Annotated in this window: 15 protein-coding genes and 1 pseudogene; 14 read left to right on the forward strand and 2 right to left on the reverse strand. The window is 40.6% G+C overall.

What is annotated here, in order from left to right; translation table 11 throughout:
* Positions 1-91 precede the first annotated feature (91 nt).
* Entirely contained in the window at positions 92-1597 is a 1506-nt protein-coding gene (locus tag AC0L6R_RS06620) for an oligosaccharide flippase family protein (RefSeq protein WP_473270489.1), read from the reverse strand.
* A 15-nt stretch (positions 1598-1612) separates the two neighbouring features.
* Positions 1613-2398 (reverse strand): enoyl-CoA hydratase/isomerase family protein, encoded by a 786-nt coding sequence (locus AC0L6R_RS06625; RefSeq protein ID WP_283412849.1) that lies wholly within the window; start codon positions 2396-2398, stop codon positions 1613-1615.
* A gap of 212 nt (positions 2399-2610) precedes the next feature.
* Between AC0L6R_RS06625 and AC0L6R_RS06630 the strand changes: the two genes are divergently transcribed.
* The 14 genes and pseudogenes from AC0L6R_RS06630 to AC0L6R_RS06695 all read left to right on the forward strand — a co-directional run bounded on the left by AC0L6R_RS06630 (position 2611) and on the right by AC0L6R_RS06695 (position 18650).
* Complete coding sequence (locus tag AC0L6R_RS06630) at positions 2611-4062, forward strand: NADP-dependent isocitrate dehydrogenase (protein WP_283412848.1); 1452 nt, start codon at positions 2611-2613, stop codon at positions 4060-4062.
* Between the two features lie 353 nt (positions 4063-4415).
* On the forward strand, positions 4416-4742 hold the full coding sequence (locus AC0L6R_RS06635; RefSeq protein WP_473270491.1) for a hypothetical protein: 327 nt from the start codon (positions 4416-4418) through the stop codon (positions 4740-4742).
* A 216-nt stretch (positions 4743-4958) separates the two neighbouring features.
* Complete coding sequence (locus AC0L6R_RS06640; protein WP_473270492.1) at positions 4959-5300, forward strand: hypothetical protein; 342 nt, start codon at positions 4959-4961, stop codon at positions 5298-5300.
* A gap of 5 nt (positions 5301-5305) precedes the next feature.
* Positions 5306-5707, forward strand: a complete 402-nt coding sequence (locus tag AC0L6R_RS06645) for a glycosyltransferase (RefSeq protein WP_473270493.1) — start codon at positions 5306-5308, stop codon at positions 5705-5707.
* Positions 5688-6785 carry a DegT/DnrJ/EryC1/StrS family aminotransferase gene (locus AC0L6R_RS06650; protein WP_473270494.1) on the forward strand — a complete coding sequence of 366 codons (1098 nt, stop codon included), beginning with the start codon at positions 5688-5690 and terminating at the stop codon, positions 6783-6785. Before AC0L6R_RS06645 ends, AC0L6R_RS06650 begins: the two co-directional genes overlap by 20 nt.
* 431 nt (positions 6786-7216) lie before the next feature.
* On the forward strand, positions 7217-8356 hold the full coding sequence (locus AC0L6R_RS06655; protein WP_473270495.1) for a DUF819 family protein: 1140 nt from the start codon (positions 7217-7219) through the stop codon (positions 8354-8356).
* Between the two features lie 119 nt (positions 8357-8475).
* A complete protein-coding gene (locus tag AC0L6R_RS06660; protein ID WP_473270532.1) occupies positions 8476-8706 on the forward strand; it encodes an RNA polymerase sigma factor in 231 nt (76 codons plus the stop codon).
* Positions 8707-8725: 19 nt separating this feature from the next.
* The gene (locus tag AC0L6R_RS06665; protein ID WP_473270529.1) at positions 8726-9109 is read left to right on the forward strand and encodes an RNA polymerase sigma factor; all 384 of its coding nucleotides are present in this window, start codon (positions 8726-8728) and stop codon (positions 9107-9109) included.
* Between the two features lie 87 nt (positions 9110-9196).
* The gene (locus AC0L6R_RS06670) at positions 9197-10216 is read left to right on the forward strand and encodes a FecR family protein (RefSeq protein WP_473270496.1); all 1020 of its coding nucleotides are present in this window, start codon (positions 9197-9199) and stop codon (positions 10214-10216) included.
* A 498-nt stretch (positions 10217-10714) separates the two neighbouring features.
* Positions 10715-13789, forward strand: a pseudogene (locus AC0L6R_RS06675) (SusC/RagA family TonB-linked outer membrane protein).
* Positions 13790-13800: 11 nt separating this feature from the next.
* Positions 13801-15318 carry a SusD/RagB family nutrient-binding outer membrane lipoprotein gene (locus tag AC0L6R_RS06680; RefSeq protein ID WP_283412840.1) on the forward strand — a complete coding sequence of 506 codons (1518 nt, stop codon included), beginning with the start codon at positions 13801-13803 and terminating at the stop codon, positions 15316-15318.
* 61 nt (positions 15319-15379) lie between these two features.
* Positions 15380-16312, forward strand: a complete 933-nt coding sequence (locus tag AC0L6R_RS06685) for an RraA family protein (protein WP_473270497.1) — start codon at positions 15380-15382, stop codon at positions 16310-16312.
* A 24-nt stretch (positions 16313-16336) separates the two neighbouring features.
* A complete protein-coding gene (locus tag AC0L6R_RS06690) occupies positions 16337-17611 on the forward strand; it encodes a mandelate racemase/muconate lactonizing enzyme family protein (RefSeq protein WP_283412838.1) in 1275 nt (424 codons plus the stop codon).
* 100 nt (positions 17612-17711) lie between these two features.
* On the forward strand, positions 17712-18650 hold the full coding sequence (locus tag AC0L6R_RS06695; RefSeq protein WP_473270498.1) for an RraA family protein: 939 nt from the start codon (positions 17712-17714) through the stop codon (positions 18648-18650).
* The last annotated feature ends 47 nt before the right edge of the window (positions 18651-18697 follow it).

The raw sequence follows: 18697 nt of genomic DNA on the forward strand, positions 1-18697 counted from the left end.
TATTAATGAAATGTGAGAAAGGTCTTTGTGACTTATCGGTTGGTTAACGCGCATGAACCCAAAAATGATCCCAGGATTATAAAAATTAATGTTAATGCTTTTTACTTTTTGGTAAATAAGCCATGATTTGTTCCTTCTCCATGAAAAAGATAAGTCCCATGTAGAGTAAGATCAGGCTGTTTTTCATTAAGAAATTCAGTGCTGGATTCCCAAAATCTAAGTAGAATCCAAGATAACTTATAGTAAAGGAGAGAATTAGGTAAAAAATACCTTTTCCCGTTTGATAGGGGATGGGATAATACTTTTGACCATATATGTAGCAAAGCAAACACATCACAAAATAACAGGAGATCGTGCTGAGCGCTCCGCCCATGTATCCCCAAATAGGAACGAAAATGAATATTATGGCCATAGTGAGAATCGCTCCAACCAAAGTGATCCAAAAACTATATTTTGTCTGATCAGTGATCTTGAACCAAATCGAAAGATTGAAATAGATTCCAAGAAGTAGGTAACCCATCAAAAGGGTAGGTACTATATAGAGTCCTTCAGCATAATCTGCACCTTTCAGGAAAAATGGTCCTATCCATTCGAGATTTACAGAAATAGCAATCATCAATACGGTGCAAAAAAGGATAAAAGCATGCATCACCTTTGAATAAAGCAACGGAGAATTTTTGTCCTGTGATTGCTTGAAAAAGAATGGTTCAGCAGCGTATTTAAATGCCTGAATTACCAAGTTCATTAAGATTGCAAGCTTGAAATTCGCTCCAAAAACTCCGCCTGCTTCTCGAGCTGAAAGTCCCGCGTAGAAATTTGGAGGAAGTACATATTCAAATAAAAATCTTGAAAATAGCTCATTCGTAACTCCTGCTAATCCCATAAATAAGAGTGGGATAGAATACCCCCACATAGGATTGATGATGGATTGCTCCAGCTCGAATTTGAAGAAGCCAGCCTTCCACCATACAAATGGAATGATCAATCCATTCGCAAAGAGGTTTGAAAGAAGAATATATTCCACTCCCCAATCTGATCTATAGCCAAGAAATCCTTCTGGAATAATACCATTTGAAATCAGATACGGAAATCCTACGATTAGAAGGAGGTTGAAAAAGATATTCAATAGAATATTGAAGATTTTCGATCCTGCAAAAATCAGCGCTTTGTTTTCCAGACGTAGCTTTGCAAAAGGAATTGCGAGAATGGCGTCAAAAGAAAGTATTAATGCTGTCCATCTAAATAAATACTCCTGACCTGGGTAATCTAATAATTCAGCTAACCAGGGTGCAAGCAAGTATAGACCTGATCCAAGTAATAAAGTACTGGAGATTAATAAGGACTGAGTGGAATTATATACTTTGGTTGGATCAAGGTTTTTTCCAGTGGCAAATCTGAAAAATGTAGTCTCCATCCCATAGGTGAACACTATATTCATAAAACCTACCAGTGCATAGATGCTCGTGAATGACCCCATTGCCTCTTTTGTGAGGTATTCGGTGTACACGATGATCATTAAAAAATTAATTGATCGGCCGAGAATGCTGCTTAGGCCATAAACTGCGGTTTGTCCAGCTAGTTTTTTAAAATTACTCATCCAGTGTCAAGGAGCTTATTCTCCTTTGAAATGCGGCTGTCTTTTTTCGAGAAATGCGGACGTTCCTTCTTTGTAGTCTCCGGATTTTACACATCTGGCAAAGCTGTTTGCCTCTGTTTGAAAACCATTTTCATCCGGTACATAAGCAGAATTGACGCAATCGATAATCATACCAATGGCAAGAGGTGCTTTGCTAAGTATTTTGGCTATGATTTCTTCAGCTTTTGCCAGTGCTTCTTCTTTGGTAGGAAGTATGTGATTGACTAGTCCTAAAGCTTTGGCTTCTTCGGCTCCAATCATGTCCCCAGTCATCATGAGTTCGTTGGCTTTTCCTCTTCCAATTAAAATGGTGAGACGCTGCGTACCACCATAACCTGGGATAATTCCAAGATTAACTTCCGGTTGACCGAATTTCGCATTTGCCGTGGCAATTCTCATGTGACAAGCCATAGCTAATTCGCATCCTCCACCTAGGGTATACCCATTGGTTACTGCGATTACAGGCTTGTGACAGTTCTCAATCATACTGAATATTTCTTGTCCATTTTCAGCGAATTTTCTGGCATTTACTTCATTTAGCGAAGCGATTTCGCTGATGTCAGCTCCAGCTACAAACGCTTTTTCGCCTGAGCCGGTGATGATCACTGCTTTGATTTCTTTGGTATCAGATACCTCTTCAAAAATCGACCTTAACTCCTCTAAAGTTTCAAAATTCAGCGCGTTCATTTTGTCTTCTCTGTTGATGGTCAAGTGGAGTACTCCGTTCTTTACATCAGTAAGGATATTTTTGAAATCAGCCATAGTTTATCGTTGAGTATAAAACAAATATACAAGCAGGGTAGTCATTCCCAAACTGGGGCATGGGAAAATGCTTAACCTAAGGTAAAGGATTATTACCCCTTTTGTAATTAAAGCCGAGATAATGTGGATTTTGTCCTAGGTCAAAAACCTGCTTCCACATTTTTATTTACTTTTGTTCAAAATCAAATTTTAACTAAATCCACTATATTAATATGTCTTCCAAAAGAAAAATTACAGTTGCCTATGGTGATGGGATAGGTCCCGAAATCATGAAGGCTACACTGGCGATCCTCGAAGCTGCTGGAGCTCAACTTGAATACGATGTTATAGAAATTGGAGAACAGGTTTATCTAAAAGGAATCAGTTCCGGAATGGAACCGAATGCATTCGAATCGCTTAGAGAAACGAAAATTTTCTTGAAGGCACCCATTACCACTCCTCAGGGAGGTGGTTTTAAGTCGCTAAATGTAACCACTAGAACTTCTTTTGGTCTCTATGCGAACGTGAGACCATGTAAAGCTTTTTCCCCATTCATCAAGACACATTTCCCAAAGACAGACTTGGTGATTATTCGTGAAAACGAAGAGGATTTGTATGCAGGAATTGAGCACAGACAGACTCAGGAAGTTTTTCAGTCTTTGAAGCTGATCTCCAAGCCTGGTTCGGAGAAAATTATCCGTTATGCTTTTGAATACGCTAAGAAATACGGTCGCAAAAAAGTGACTTGTATGACGAAGGACAACATCATGAAACTGGCTGATGGTCTTTTCCATAAGACTTTCGATGAGATTGCTAAGGAGTATCCAGATATTCAAAATGATCACAAGATCATCGATATCGGAACAGCCTTGATCGCAGATAGACCTGAGACTTTTGATGTAATCGTTACACTTAACCTTTATGGAGATATTATTTCTGACGTAGCTGCACAGGTGACTGGTTCTGTAGGGCTTGGCGGCTCTGCCAATGTGGGCGAAGAAGTAGCAATGTTTGAAGCTATTCACGGTTCTGCTCCTGATATCACAGGAATGGGAATTGCAAACCCATCAGGCTTGCTAAATGGAGCAATTATGATGTTGGTTCACATCGGTCAGCCAGAGATAGCGGAGAAAATCTCTAATGCTTGGATGAAGACATTGGAAGACGGAATCCATACAGGAGATATTTACCAAGAGGGTCTTTCTACTAAGAAAGTTGGTACTGAGGAGTTTGCAAATGCAGTAATTGAGAGATTAGGACAACTACCGTCTTCTATGGTTCCTGCTGAATTCGATAAGGATACTACTCCGATGAATGTATTTGTTTCACCTGTGGTGAAAGCCAAGAAGGAATTGATTGGTGTGGATGTATTCGTGGATTGGGATGAAGCTGGAAGAGATCCTCAAGTGTTAGGAGAGAAGCTACGTGCTGCCAATGCGGATGGCTTGCAACTGACTTTGATTACGAATAGAGGCATCAAAGTATTCCCAGGTGGGATGAAAGAATCCTTTTGCACAGACCATTGGAGATGTAGATTCCAGACTCCTGAGCAGTCCAGCATTTCTCATGCTCAAATCCGCGAATTACTGAAGCAAGTTGAAGAACTTGGATTTGACTTTATCAAAACTGAGAATTTATATTCTTTTGACGGCGTAAGAGGTTATTCTCTTGCACAGGGAGAGTAGTAGAATTTGAGATTTGGAATTTAAAATTTCAGATGGAAAGGGAGTGGGGTGACCTGCTCCCTTTTTTTAACCTCCGAGGTCGCAGCGAGTAACTCAGAGGAACAGCCTATTAAGACTAAGTTTTGTTTAAGTCTCAAAAGGTGGACTCACAAAAATGAAGTCTTTACTCTTCTAAAAGTGGTGTAGTCAGAGGCTATTTAAAGATTAGGATTTACTAGACTCTATTCGAGAGACTTTATACAATGAATTACTGAAAACTGTGACTGAGACTGAATACTGCGACTTATTCTTTTCATCATTGTTGATTTTATGGCCAGCTACTTGGTACTTTAGACTTAGGACATAGTACAATTATGAAAAAACGAGTTCTAATCATCACCTATTATTGGCCACCAAGTGGAGGTTCTGGCGTGCAGCGTTGGCTGAAATTCGCTAAATACCTGCCTGAAGCAGGCTGGGAACCTGTGATTTTTACACCTGAAAATCCCGACTTTGACCTGAAAGATGTAAGTCTGGAAAAGGAAATCTCCAAAGATCTGGAGGTAATGAAATTCCCGATTTGGGAACCCTATCAACTTTTGGATAAAATTCGCGGCAAAAAAGAATCACATTCAGGGAAGAGTGCTGGAGCAAAAAGAACATGGTTTCATAGAAAAAGCCGCCATCTGGCTTCGTGCTAATTTGATGGTCCCTGATCCACGGGTTTTCTGGGTGAAGCCTTCGGTAAAATTCTTAACTGAATTGATTGAGAAGGGTCAGTTTCAGGCAATCATTACGACAGGTCCACCGCATTCTATGCATTTGATCGGAAGGGATTTGAAGCGAAAAACAGGAGTTTTCTGGTTGGCTGATTTTAGGACCCCTGGTCTCAATGGGAGTTTTTGGACAAGCTTCCTATGCAGAATCTTGTGAGAGACAAACACAAGAAGCTGGAGCAGGAGGTATTGAGCGAGGCGGATGTGGTGACCACTATTTCTCCGACCTTTCAGGATGATTTGAAGCAGCTTTCCACTCGAAAAATTGATTTGCTTACCAATGGTTTTGATCCAGCCGATATGCCAGATGGATTTTCTATAGGAGAGAAAAAAGCTGGAAGTTTACATCTTGTTTATACGGGGATAATTGATTCTATCAGGAATCCTATGCCTTTACTCAAAGCAATGAAGGAAGAGTTTTTGAAAGAAATGGGAGCAGTGAAATTTACTTTTGTAGGGAGGGTGAGCGGACCAGGTTCGTAGGGAAATTGCAGCGGATTCGCTGGCTTTCTGCGCATGTACATTTTGCTGGCTATGTATCTCATCAGGAGGTTTTTGAATTTTATGCTAATGCTGATGCGTTGGCTTTGATCCTCACGAATACCAAAAATGCAAAAGGAAATATTCCTGGAAAACTCTTTGAATACATGGCTACGACTTTGCCGGTACTCGCTTTAGGTGATCCTGCTGGAGATTCAGCGAAGATCTTGAAAGAATCTGAAGCGGGGGAGGTTTTTTCGCATTCGGATCATGTTGCTATTCAAGTGAGCTTGAGGAAATTGTATGAGCGCAGCGGGAAACCTCAAGCAGCGACAGCGATTGATCAGTATTCCCGACGAAATTTAAGTATTCAATTAGCCAACTTATTGGATGAAGATCCCCTTTCTTGATCTCAAAAAAATGGACGGAGAGCTGAAAAATGCTTTGAAATCCAAATTTGAAGCAATGCTGGAGATAGGGATTTTTTCCGGAGGAGAGGAAGTACAGGCTTTCGAATCTAACATTACAAACTACCTCCATTCTCCATTTTCCATCTCATGTGCCAATGGCACAGATGCTTTGGAACTTGCTTTGCGAGCATTAGAAATTGGTGCAGGAGATGAGGTGATCATTCCGGCAATAACTTGGGTTTCTACAGCGGAAGTTGTAGTAATGGTTGGGGCAACTCCAATTTTTTGGGATACAGATGAAAATGGACTTTTGGCTGCAGATTGGGAAGAGGCTATTTCGCCTAAAACCAAAGCGGTGATCCCGGTTCACTTGTATGGAAAGATGGTGGATATGGAAAAGTTGATGAAGAAGGCGAGACACCACAAGCTTTTAGTCATAGAAGATGGAGCTCAGTCCTTTGGTTCTTTTCAACATGGTAAAGCAGCGGGGACTTTTGGTGATGTCGGATGCCTGAGTTTTTATCCTACTAAAAACCTTGGGGCTTTGGGAGAGGCGGGGATGTGCTTATGCAAAGATCAACAAGTGAATGACCGGTTAAAATTATTATTGAATCATGGGCAGGTGGTTCGTGATAATCATGAAATTGTAGGGAAAAACAGTCGTATTGATTCTATTCAAGCTGGGTTTTTAAATGTGTTTTTTGATCAATTTCCGTCAAATCAAGCAATTAGAAAAAAGTATGCAAAAATGTATATCGACGGTTTGTCAGTAATCGATGAAATGAAACTTCCATTAGATATTTTGGACGAAGATCATAATGCACATCTTTTAGTGATTCGTACAGATCGAAGAAATGAATTGAAAAATTTCCTTTTACAAAGTGGGATTGGTACGGCAATCCATTATCCGCATATTTTACCGGATATGAAGCCTTTTCGAAGCAAAGGAGAATTTAAAAATTCTCGTAATCTCAGCCAAAGAGGACTTTCCCTACCTCTAAATCCTTGGATGAAGGAAGAGGAAATTGAGTTTGTGATAGCTAAAATCAAGAAGTTTTTCCTGACTGGAGATTTATAACCTACAAGGAAAATGGTCAAGGTTGCAATTTCCATGACCCTTGTTTTTGACTATTGATTAGTGAGTTGTTTTACCAACGCATTCTACCGCCATACATTCCTACATTGATACGCGGCGATACACATTTTGAGAGGTAAAAGGGATTGGAAGGTATGAAGTTGGTCAATTTTTAAAAATAGTATGTAGATCCGCTTTAGTGCCTGTATGGAGTTAAAAGCTAAAAGGGATCTGATAAACTTAAGAATTGAGACCGCTTCAGCCTGTCCCGCCACTGCGGGAGTATTCGGTCTTCCTACTAGATAAGCAAAGAATCTAAGGAGACTGGCATCTTTGCGGATAATCATGAAAAATATAATAGCCGAGAGATATTGCAGCTAGTAATTCAAGAAGCTTTGATAAAGCGATAAGTTAATTTTTACCTAATTTCCCCAATGACTTGGATTCATGACCCTATGTATGTCAGTGGCATGCTGTGTATAATTGTGTTACTGTCTGTTTGGCTAGCAAAATTCAAAGTATGGAAGACACTGGGAACTCCTATTTTGGTGATCTTATTTGCGGCTTTGGCAGCTAATGTTGGTATCATTCCAACTGCTGCAACTGGAAATCCTGTTTATACTGGTGTTTTTATATACTTTGCCCCCATGGGGATTTTTATCGCTTTGTTGGAAGTAGACCTTAAAAGCCTTAGAAAAGCAGGTGCTACGATGTTGTTAATGTTTGGTTTGGGGGGGCTAGGAACCATCATTGGAGTGCTCGTTGCTTGGTTTTTAGTAAGACCGGCTGAGGCAATTGGACCAATGGCGAATGCTGTGGCGGGAATGTTTACAGGTACCTACATCGGTGGAAGTATTAATTTCAATGCCATAGCACTTAGCTATCATGTAAATGAAAATGCGGATTTGTATGCAGCTACCACTGTAGTGGATAGCCTGATTGGAACAGTTTGGATTATTGCTACACTAATTTTACCCAAATATTTGCAATCCTTTTTTCCCAGAAAAAAACTCTCACCTACAACAGGTGAAACTCAAAAGATCAAGCAAGCAGAGTCTATTAGCATTGCGGGCTTAGCGTCAGTGCTGGGGATTGCATTTTTAGCTATGGCAGTATCAAAGCTTGTGAGTCAGTTTTTTCCTGAAATGCCGGAGATCATTACCTTGACTAGTATAGCTTTGATGTTGGCACAAATACCCTTTGTGAAAAGACTATCCGGGACGCATACCCTCGGTTTTTTTCTCATTTTACTTTTTCTAGCTGCTATCGGGACCCTGTGTGACTTGAGCACACTTTATGAGCTAGGCGACTTGGCTGGCACTCTCTTTCTATTTGTCGGGTTACTTGTACTGGTCCACGGGGCAGTGATCTTTGGTATCGGTGCGCTTTTCAAAGTAGATTGGGATGTGATTGCCGTAGCTTCTCAAGCAAATGTTGGGGGTAATACTACCGCACTTGCTTCAGCAGAGAGTCTCAATCGTCCGGACTTATTAATTCCTGGTGTTCTGGTAGGAAGCCTTGGTAATGCTTTAGGTACCTATGCTGGTTTTTTTATAGCTGGGGTACTTATGTAATTGTAAACTGGCTATTAGTTGGTTTTTTAATCATTTTGCAATACAAAAAGTAAGTTTTTGATATATGATAAAAAACTTATTACCTTGATTCGGAGTTTTACAGAAATAAAATTTCGAACATGAGTAGTCCGGTTAACTTATTTATTTCCAGAAGCCCAAAAACCGACCGAAAAACTCAATCTGACGATAGAGCCTTGTGGCAAAGTGTCAGAAAGGGCAATGACCTCGCTTTTTCTAATCTCTATCAGAGGTTTTCTAACTTGCTTTTTAATTACGGCATGCATTTTTGCTATAACCGTGAGCTGGTTAAAGACTGTACTCCAGGAGCTTTTTACAAACATCTGGAATAGGCGCGAAGGCCTTTCTGAGGTGGACTCTGTTAAATATTACCTTTTTAAATCATTTCGAAATTTACTCATACAGCACATTACACGCGATCGAAAACTTTATTCAGACATGAATGAAGATTGCCAATTAAGTGAATGTGAATCATCCGTCGAAGAAGAGTTGATTTCCCAAGATTATTTGAAGGATAATAAAAGCAAGGTTACTACTGCATTAACTAAAATCTCAAAAAGGCAGCGAGAAATCATTGTTCTCAAATATTTCAATGACCTCAGTTATGCTGAAATATCCAGTATAATGTCTATCACGCCTGCTTCTGCCCATAATCTACTTTCAAAGGCCTTGCAATGCTTGAGAGTTGTGCTCAAAGCACTATTATTTGGCTCATACTTAAACTACCTAGCATAGTTTTTTTTGTTTTTGAATTTTTTTTATAAAAAATGATGAGGTTTTATCACTTCTACACTCTTATAGGTATCAACCAAAAGAGACATAGTGAATCATCAGCTTTCAGATTACTCCAATTTTTCAGTAAATGACTTTGTCATAGACCCATTTTTTAAGGAATGGGTGCTTTATTCTGACCCTATACACGATGAGTTTTGGATGGATTGGAAGGATTCCAATCCATCCAAAACAGAGTTGATTGAGGAAGCGAGAAGGTTGGTTTTGAGTTTGGAGCATTCAAAGATTGAGATGAATCCAAGTGAAATGGTATTGGTGTGGGGCGCCATTCAAAGCGAGGTCAAACAGCCCCCAAAGTTTTCTAAGCCAACTCCAGACAGGAGTTTTTTCTGGCCTTTTGCCTATGCTGTTGCATCTTTTGCATTGGTCTTTCTAGCTTGGTATTGGTATGATTTGCCACAAGAAATCGAATACCAAACAGCATTTGGAGAGACGAAAGAATTCATACTTCCAGATAGTTCCAAGGTGATTTTGAATTCAAATTCCAAACTGACATTTAAAGACAATTGGGAAGGTCAGATGTCTAGAGAAGTATGGATCGAGGGTGAGGCATTTTTTAACGTAGTCCACAAAAAAAATCATCAGCCTTTTAAAGTTCTTAGTTCCCAAAACGTGGCTATAGAAGTCTTAGGGACAGAATTTAATGTATATAACCGATCTCAAGAGACTGAGGTAGTATTGACCTCAGGAGCTGTAACGCTAAGTTTCCCTGTTAAGGATAAGGAGGGGAAAATCTTGATGAATCCGGGTGATTTGGTAGAGTTTAAACAGAGTAAGTTTCAACGTAAAAAAGTGAATACATCGCTCTATACCTCCTGGAAAGATAAGGTTCTAAACTTGGATGAAACCAGTTTAGGTGAAATCATCACCATGGCAAAAAATAACTATGGAATTGAGATTGAATTTGAAGATGAGGAAATACTGAAGCAAACAGCATCTGGCTCAATGCCACTAGGTAATGCTGCCAATTTCATGGATCAAATTTCCAGAATCTTCAACATTGAAATAGTAAACGAGAAAAATAAGTACCTGATTAAAAACCCAAAATGAAGTATTCCCCAAATAACCTGAAACCTGTTTACAATGAGAAAGTTTGTACTATTATTATGTATGAGCTATTCGATTTCTTGGTTTGCATCAGCGCAAGTCGAGGGTTTGATAGCTTCGGAAAAGAACCTAGATACCTTTTCGTCTAGGAGTGAAAACAGATACCTCAAAGAGGTACTGACACAGTTCGAGAATAAGTTTAAAGTCTCGATAGCGTATAAGGATGAGCTGGTTCAATCAAAAAGAATCAAATCGTCAAAATCTTCATTTAGTTCTGTAGAAGAGGGATTGAAAGTAATCCTGAGAGAAACAGGACTCAGCTATGAAAAAGCTGGTGAGAATTTTTATGTGATATTCCAAAGCAGATCAAGCCCAAGCGCTAAAGGAGCGGATTTGAAGAATATCCTCACATCAACCCAGTCACCCTCATCAGCAGGCAGAGGGTCCGATTTAAATTCAAGAATTTCAAGAAACTCCATTTCAACAATCGAGCGACGGAGGATAGAAATTACCGGTAGAGTGACTGATGAAAATGGTATGGGTTTTCCCGGTGTTAATATTCTTCTTAAAGGAACCTCCACAGGTACCGTTTCTGGGAACAATGGAAACTATACCATTAATGTAGAAAGCGAAACATCTGTTCTAGTTTTTTCTTTTGTAGGGTATCTCAATCAAGAAGAAGTGGTTGGCAATCGGTCTGTAGTCAACATCAGCATGCAAGTGGATGCTAGCGACTTGGAAGAAGTAGTAGTAACTGCCTTGGGAATCGAGAAATCAGCAAAAAGTCTTGGGTATGCTACCTCAACAGTTAAATCTGATGAGTTGACTATTAACAGAACTCCTAACGTTATGAACGCGCTACAAGGCAAAGTAGCGGGTGTAAGTATTTCAGCACTAGGCTCTGGTCCTGGAGGCACATCTAAAATCCGTATTCGTGGTCAGTCCTCAATATCCGGACAAAATAATCCGCTGATTGTAGTAAATGGTGTCCCTATCGACAATACAAACTTCGGTTCAAATCCCGGGAATAATGCTTCGGATAGTAGTATCGGCGTACGTGGAGGAGGTAACACTTCTGATGGAGGTGATGGATTGTCCAGTATTAACCCAGATGATGTGCAATCTATGACCATCCTCAAAGGAGCTGCAGCTGCAGCCTTGTACGGTTCTCGAGCCAAAGACGGGGTAGTGATGATTACCACCAAAACAAAAAATGATAGTCGCGGCATGGGAGTTACTTATAACCTGAACTATACGAACGAAGCCCCGCTAGATTTCACTGACTACCAATATGAATATGGGCAAGGCGAGCAAGGTATTCGGCCTACTACCCCAAACCCAACCTCTGGACAATGGTCATTCGGAGAGAAATTTGCTCCTGGCATGACCCAAATGCTTTTTGACGGAATTACAGTTCCTTATGAACCAGTAAAAGGCATTATCAATGATTTCTTTCGCAATGGTCAGAATGTGACTAATTCTATTACCCTCGCTACTTCTACCGAAAAGGGTGGAATGAGTTTGTCTTTTTCAGATCTGAATAGTAAGGGTATTGTGCCAAACAATGTTTACAATCGAAAGACTATCAATTTGGGCTTTGCTTATGATTTGAGTCCAAAGTTCAGTTTCCGGGGAAACTTTAATTATTCTCATGAAGAGAATGAAAATCCACCAAACATTGGTCAGCAGGATAATACGATTCCAGTAGCGCTTTACAATATGGCTAACTCCATGCCACTGGATGTCCTTCGTGACAACCGGTATGATGCAAATGGAAACGAGGCGGTTTATTCAAGATTTAGAAATCGTACCAATCCATATTTCACACTTTCTGATCAGTTTCAGAACATCCGCAGAGATAGGATATTTGGGAATATAGCAGTTAAATATCAATTTACTGACTGGTTATTTGTCCAAGGTAGAGTTGGTCAGGACTTCTGGACTAGAGAGCCAGGATTACAACAACTTTCCGACGGGACAAGCGTCGAGGGCACCAGCGCCAGCAGGATTCGTAAATGGAGTGTATACGCAAGAGCAAAGAAGATTCCGTGAGATAAATACAGACTTTTTAATCAATGCGAATAAGGAATTTGGCGACTTCGGAATCAATGCAAATATTGGAGGTAATCATATGCAGAGAAGGTCAGACCTAAATAGTGTACAGGTCACTGACTTCGTGGTTAGAGACCTCTATACCGTTCAAAATGGTAGAGCTAAAGATCCAATATATGATTTGAATGAGCGTGCAGTTAATTCATTGTATGGTTCTGCAGAAGTATCCTATAAGGATATGCTATTCCTTACAGGTACTATTAGAAACGATTGGTTTTCAACTCTTTCTAGAGAAAATAGGAGCATCCTTTATCCTTCTTTGTCAGCTAGCTGGGTATTCACTGAGAATTTTGCACAAAACAGCTGGTTGAATTTTGGAAAATTAAGAGTAGCATACGCTGAAGTGGGTAGTGATGCTGACGTAGGAGCGTATTCCAATGTGCTATTTTATGGCATAAACAACAACTTGTTTGGAGGTCAGCCAGTAGGAGGGCCTAACGGAACCAATCTTCCAAATCCAAATTTGAGACCAATGCGAATTGGTGAAGCAGAAGTTGGATTTGAGCTGAGAATGTTTCAAGGCAAAGTGAGTTTGGATATGGCAGCTTATAGAAAACTCACTACTGATCAGATTGTAAGCGCTCAGATTTCAGACGCTTCTGGTTTTGTCAATACTTCTATTAACAGTGGTCAAAGTGAAAATAAGGGGATTGAAATGCTCTTAACGATTGTCCCTATTGAGAACAAGAATTTCACTTGGGAATTTTCAGCAAACTCTGCCTACAATAAAACAAAAGTTCTAAGCCTACTGACTGATAATCCCGGTGAACGGATTACTGTCGGAACCCACGTATTCAATGGTGAATTGAGACAAATCGTTGGAATGGAAATGGGACAGGTTGCAGGATTTGGCTACAGAAGGAATGGTCGGGGAGAAAAATCTTTGGAGCAAATGGTCTTCCACTCAGAACCACTGATCTAGTTAATTTCGGAAGTGCGCTACCAAATTGGGTTGGAGGATTTAATAACTCACTCAATTATAAAGGAGTAATGCTTTCTTTCTTGATTGACTACAAGTTGGGCAATATTATGCTTTCGGGTACGAATTTTAACGCTACCAGACATGGTTTACATAAGATGACCTTGGAAGGAAGAGAAGGTGGGGTCGTAGGAGTTGGTGTGAACGAAGCTGGTGAGATAAACACCGCAGTAGCTCCGGTGCAGTCCTACTGGGAAGTGGTTAGATCACAAGCTTTAGTAGAGCCCATAATCTACGATGGAGGATATGTCAAACTTCGGCAAATCACTTTAGGGTATGATTTCACCAAACATTTACCTGAAAACCAACCATTCAAATCAGTGAAGCTGAATTTCGTAGCAAACAACGTATTCATGATAAAGAAATGGGTTGATAATATTGATCCAGAATCATTCGGGTATTCTTCTGATAATTTGGTTGGTATGGAGTCCACTGGTCTTCCTTCTACCAGAGGTTTAGGTTTCAATCTTAACGTCAAATTCTAAGTTTTATACACATGAAAAAGATCTTAAATTATATATTCTTAGCGTCCATTCTGATGTATGCATCAGCATGTGACAATAACTTCGACGAGCTCAATACTAATAAAGTCAGTGCCACAGCTATTGACCCTGCGTTTCAACTGAATGCAGCCATAGTAGGCTGTGCCTATCCCAACGGTACCTTGGTTTATGACATAGGGATTGTTCAGCAGATAATTTCGCCAAATTCAGGTGTCCTTACAGGAGCCAATTATAACCAGGATAATAGAAACTCAACTCAGGAACTTTGGCAGCGATACTATCGGGATGTGATTAAGAATACCAAGGATGTGATAAGTCAAGTTCAAGATGATCCGAGCAGAGCTAACCTGCTTAATATGACACGGATTCTTCAGGCATTTGCATTTATGGTTTTGACGGATGACTATGGAAGTATCCCGTATTTCGAAGGCGGAGTAGGCTATTCTCAACAGGTGTTTTTTCCAAAATATGATTCCCAAGAAGTCATTTATGAGGACATAATCAAAGAATTGACTGAGGCTACTGCAGCGTTGAATCTATCCGGAAAAATTGAAAGTGCAGATATTCTGTATGGGGGCGATTTGAATAAATGGAAAAGCTTTGGCAACTCGATATTGTTGAGAGCTGGAATGAGGCTGAGTGCAGTGAATGCAACGAAGGCACAACAGGTAGTTCAGGCAGCATTTCAAGGTGGAGTGATTCTTTCAAATGTTAATAATGCAAAAATTGCCCATGATGCTAACTATTTGAATACGATAGGAAACTTACTTAATTCCACAGAGGCGTCTAATTTTTATTTAACTGCTCCATTTGTGGATTATTTGCGAAGTAAAAATGACCCTCGTCTATCTGCAATAGCAATCACCTATGTAGATGCTAAATCAGGTCCTGAGCAAACAGTAGCCTCAGGGACATATGAAGCTAGTGTGCACGTGGGAATGCCAATGGGAAATGACAATGCGGGAGCTGTAAAAGCAGCTGCGGATTTAGGATTGACCAGCTTTTATGAATTTGCGCAAGCAGATAGAAGAAGACTTGCGAAAAATACAGCACCAACTTTCTTAGTTACAGCTTCCCAAAACTACCTCCTGTTAGCTGAGGCTAGACAGAGGGGGTGGATCAGCTCAGGAGACGTTGAAACGTATTATAACGCAGGAGTAAGAGCTCACATGGAGCAGTTGGGCACGGTAGATGCCGCCTCTTCAATACCACTAGCAGCTGTAGATGCCTATTTGTCAGCAAATCCACTTGATGCTTCAAAAGCAATAGAAATGATCAATACTCAATATTGGGTGTCATCCTTTATGAATGGACCAGAGGCATTTGCCAATTTCCGAAGATCTGGATTCCCTATGCTCACCACCAATCCATTCCCTGGAAAAGAAGTTGATTTTATTAATAGAATTACTTATCCGAATTCTGAGATATCAGTAAACTCTGAAAACGTGCAAGCGGCCATTTCAGCTAGTGGAGCTGATAATCTCGCAACGAAAGTTTGGTGGGATAAATAAGAATAGAACCGAGTTTGGAAAATCCAAACTCGGTTTAATTTGATTTTAGTTATATTCCAAAATGTACAAAACCTATATAACCCTATTGTTTCTATTCTTTTTTGGAATAGATTCTTTTGCGCAACAGATTTCCAAAGAGGAAATGCTCTTTCTTACCCAAGAATGGAAAGGAGAAAGATTTGAAGATGGTCGCCCTAAAGTGTCCGATGACCTATTGAGGCGTATGAAAATCGTGACCCATGATGAAGCCTGGGCCGTGATGAAAAATGCAGGCTACAAATATCAATATGCTGAAGGCTGGGAAATGATCAACCCGGATAGCATTATGGTCGGAAGAGCACTTACGGCTACTTTTATGCCGGGTAGACCTGATATCCACGGAGCGATAGATGCCCGCGGGAAAGCTGAAGGAAAGAAAGGACAGAATGTTTGGCCGGTGGATTTACTGGTAAAAGGGGATGTCTATGTCGCCGACCAATTCGGAATCCACGATGGGGGGCCTACCATTGGCGATAATGTTGGAAATGCGATTTTTGCCAATTCAGGTAATGGAATCGTTTACAATGGTGCGATCAGAGACATCGCCGGTCTGAAGGAAATCGGTGGTTTTACCTCCTACTACCGAAGCTATCACCCATCACACCATAATCAACCTAGAGATTTGAATACCATGCTGATCGGTATCAATAAACCTACAAAAATCGGCCAAGCTACAGTGATGGCAGGTGATGTAGTATTGGGACGTGACGGTGCAGTGTCATTTATTCCTGCCCATTTAGTAGAGCAGGTGGTAGTTACTTCAGAAGTAGTAAGGTTGAGAGATATGTTTGGCCATGAGCGAATCCGGGAGGGGAAATACACAGCTGGTGATATAGATACTAGATGGTCTGATGACATAGAAAAAGACTTTTCCCAGTGGCTCGAATCCCATATCGATGAATTACCAATAGCTCGAGAACAAATCCAAGAAATTCTAAAAAACAGAACTTGGTAATTATACATACAACCCTTAAAACCTATGAAATCTAAGAATTCAAGAAGATCATTTTTACAAAAAAGTGCTGTTGCTGGTTTGACAGGAGCTGGCTTAATGGGCGGCTTTGGCGGCTTAAATGAAGCTGTAGCAAGGCAAAACCCCCACTCAAATCCCTCAGATCTGAAAATAACAGATGTAAAATGCGGTTATGTACGTGGGGCAGTTTATGTAAAAATATATACTAATCAGGATGTTTGGGGCTGTGGAGAAGCAGTTGATGCGATTCAAGGCACGTATTACATGATCCAGAGGATGGGTAATCAGCTAAAAGGGCAAAATCCATTAAATCCCAATCGTCTGGCAGAACAAATACGTAAGGGAGCATTTTTTGGTGGTGCTCAGTCTGGAGTTTTTGTGGCCGTTCTCACAGCCATTGAGACTGCACTTTGGGATATCACTGGAAAAGTCTTTAACGTTCCCGTTTACCAATTATTGGGAGGCAAATTCAGAGATAAAATCCGGGTCTATTGTGATACAGCCCTATATACATCCACAAATCCTACTCCAAATGATTATGCTTTAGCGGCAAGAAATGCAGTGTCCAAAGGTTATAATGCGGTGAAATTTGATGTGGATGATGCAAGAGATCCAAATAAATATGATCGTTTTAACTGGACTGCAAGCCCCGCTGAAATAGAGAGAATGTACAATGCCATCGCCGCAGTGCGGGAAGAAGTGGGCCCCAACATTGATATCTGTGTGGATATGCACGGACGATATGATGCAATCACAGGTATGAAGATGGCCAAAGCCTACGAGCCGTTAAACCTGATGTTTCTGGAGGAACCAATTCCAGCGGATAATCCAGAAATGTATAAGCACATCACCCAAGAAACAAGTACGCCCATCTGTGCCGGTGAAAATATCTACTTAGCCTACGGTTTTACAAAACTACTTTCTGATGGTGCTTTAAATATCATTATGCCTGATCTGCAAAAAGCGGGTGGACTGGGGGAAGCCCAACGAATAGCAAACTTGGCAAATCTTTATTACGTGCCTTTTTCTCCTCACATGGTTGCCTCTTTTCTAGGAGCGATGGCGAGTTGTCATGTCTGCGCTTCCGTACCCAACTTTCAGATTATGGAATGGCAAATCTATATGGATACAGATGACTTATGGAAAGACATAGTTACCTATGACGGTCCTAGAACAGAAAATAGCTTTATCACACTATCCGAAAAACCTGGAATAGGTGTGGAAATCAATGAGGAAGGTATGAGAAAACATGCCGTTCCTGGAATCCCATTCTTCGAATAATCAGCAATTAGGTTTTTTCTTCACGCTTATCAAGTGAAGAAAAAACCCTAACCCCTATATACCAATGAACCCAATTTCAACACCCCAAAGAAAGATCAGGATGTCCATCTTGATTGGCGCTTTTTCATGCTTCTTATTATTGCCAAAAATAGAAGCACAAGCCCAAAACGTTGGCGCTTCCCCTGAATATATCAAAGCCCTTACTGTCGATTGGCAGGGAGAACGCTTTGCAGATGGGAGACCGAAAGTTTCTGATTCTATTTTAGAACGCCTGAAAAAAATCTCCATTGAAGAGGCATGGGGCGTTCTGCGCAATAAGGGTTACCAAAACCAATATGAAGGTGAGTGGCAAATCATGCTGCCAGATGAAGCCATGACAGGGCGGGTGGTGACGGCTCAATACATGCCACTACGTCCTGATCTCGAAAAGCAGGTGAAGGACCAAGGCGTAGGTAAAGAAGGAAGATCTGATAAAGGAGGCACAAACTCCTGGCCTATCGATATTCTTACAAACGGAGATGTTTATGTAGCAGATGGCTATGGGAAAATCGTGGATGGAACGCTGATCGGAGATAATCTCGGAAATGCCATCTATGCCAAATCCCAACGTGGAGTGATCTTCAATGGATCTGTGAGGGATCAGGAAGGACTCTCCGAGATCGAAGGCTTCAATGCCTGGATGAAAGGGCAAGATCCATCTTATATTCAGCAAATGATGCTGACCTCTATCAATGCACCAATTCGAGTTGGACGTGCTACTGTACTTTCAGGTGATGTGGTCTTAGCAAAGAAATATGGGGTGATTTTCATTCCAGCATACTTAGTGGAAGAGCTTGTTTTGACTTCTGAGGTCACTGGATTGCGAGATGAATTTGGCCACCAAAGATTGCGAGAAGGTAAATATCTAGCTGGACAGATTGATAGCCAGTGGACAGAAGAGATCAAAAAGGATTTCTTGGATTGGCTAAACAATTATTCAGGAAAGCTTCCGATGACCAAGACTGAGCTGGATAATTACCTTAAAGAACGTAATTACTAATTCTGGATCAGGCTAAAGACAAATTACACAATAACCCAAAAACCCTA

It is taken from the genome of Algoriphagus sp. 10J20-15 (assembly GCF_055809615.1).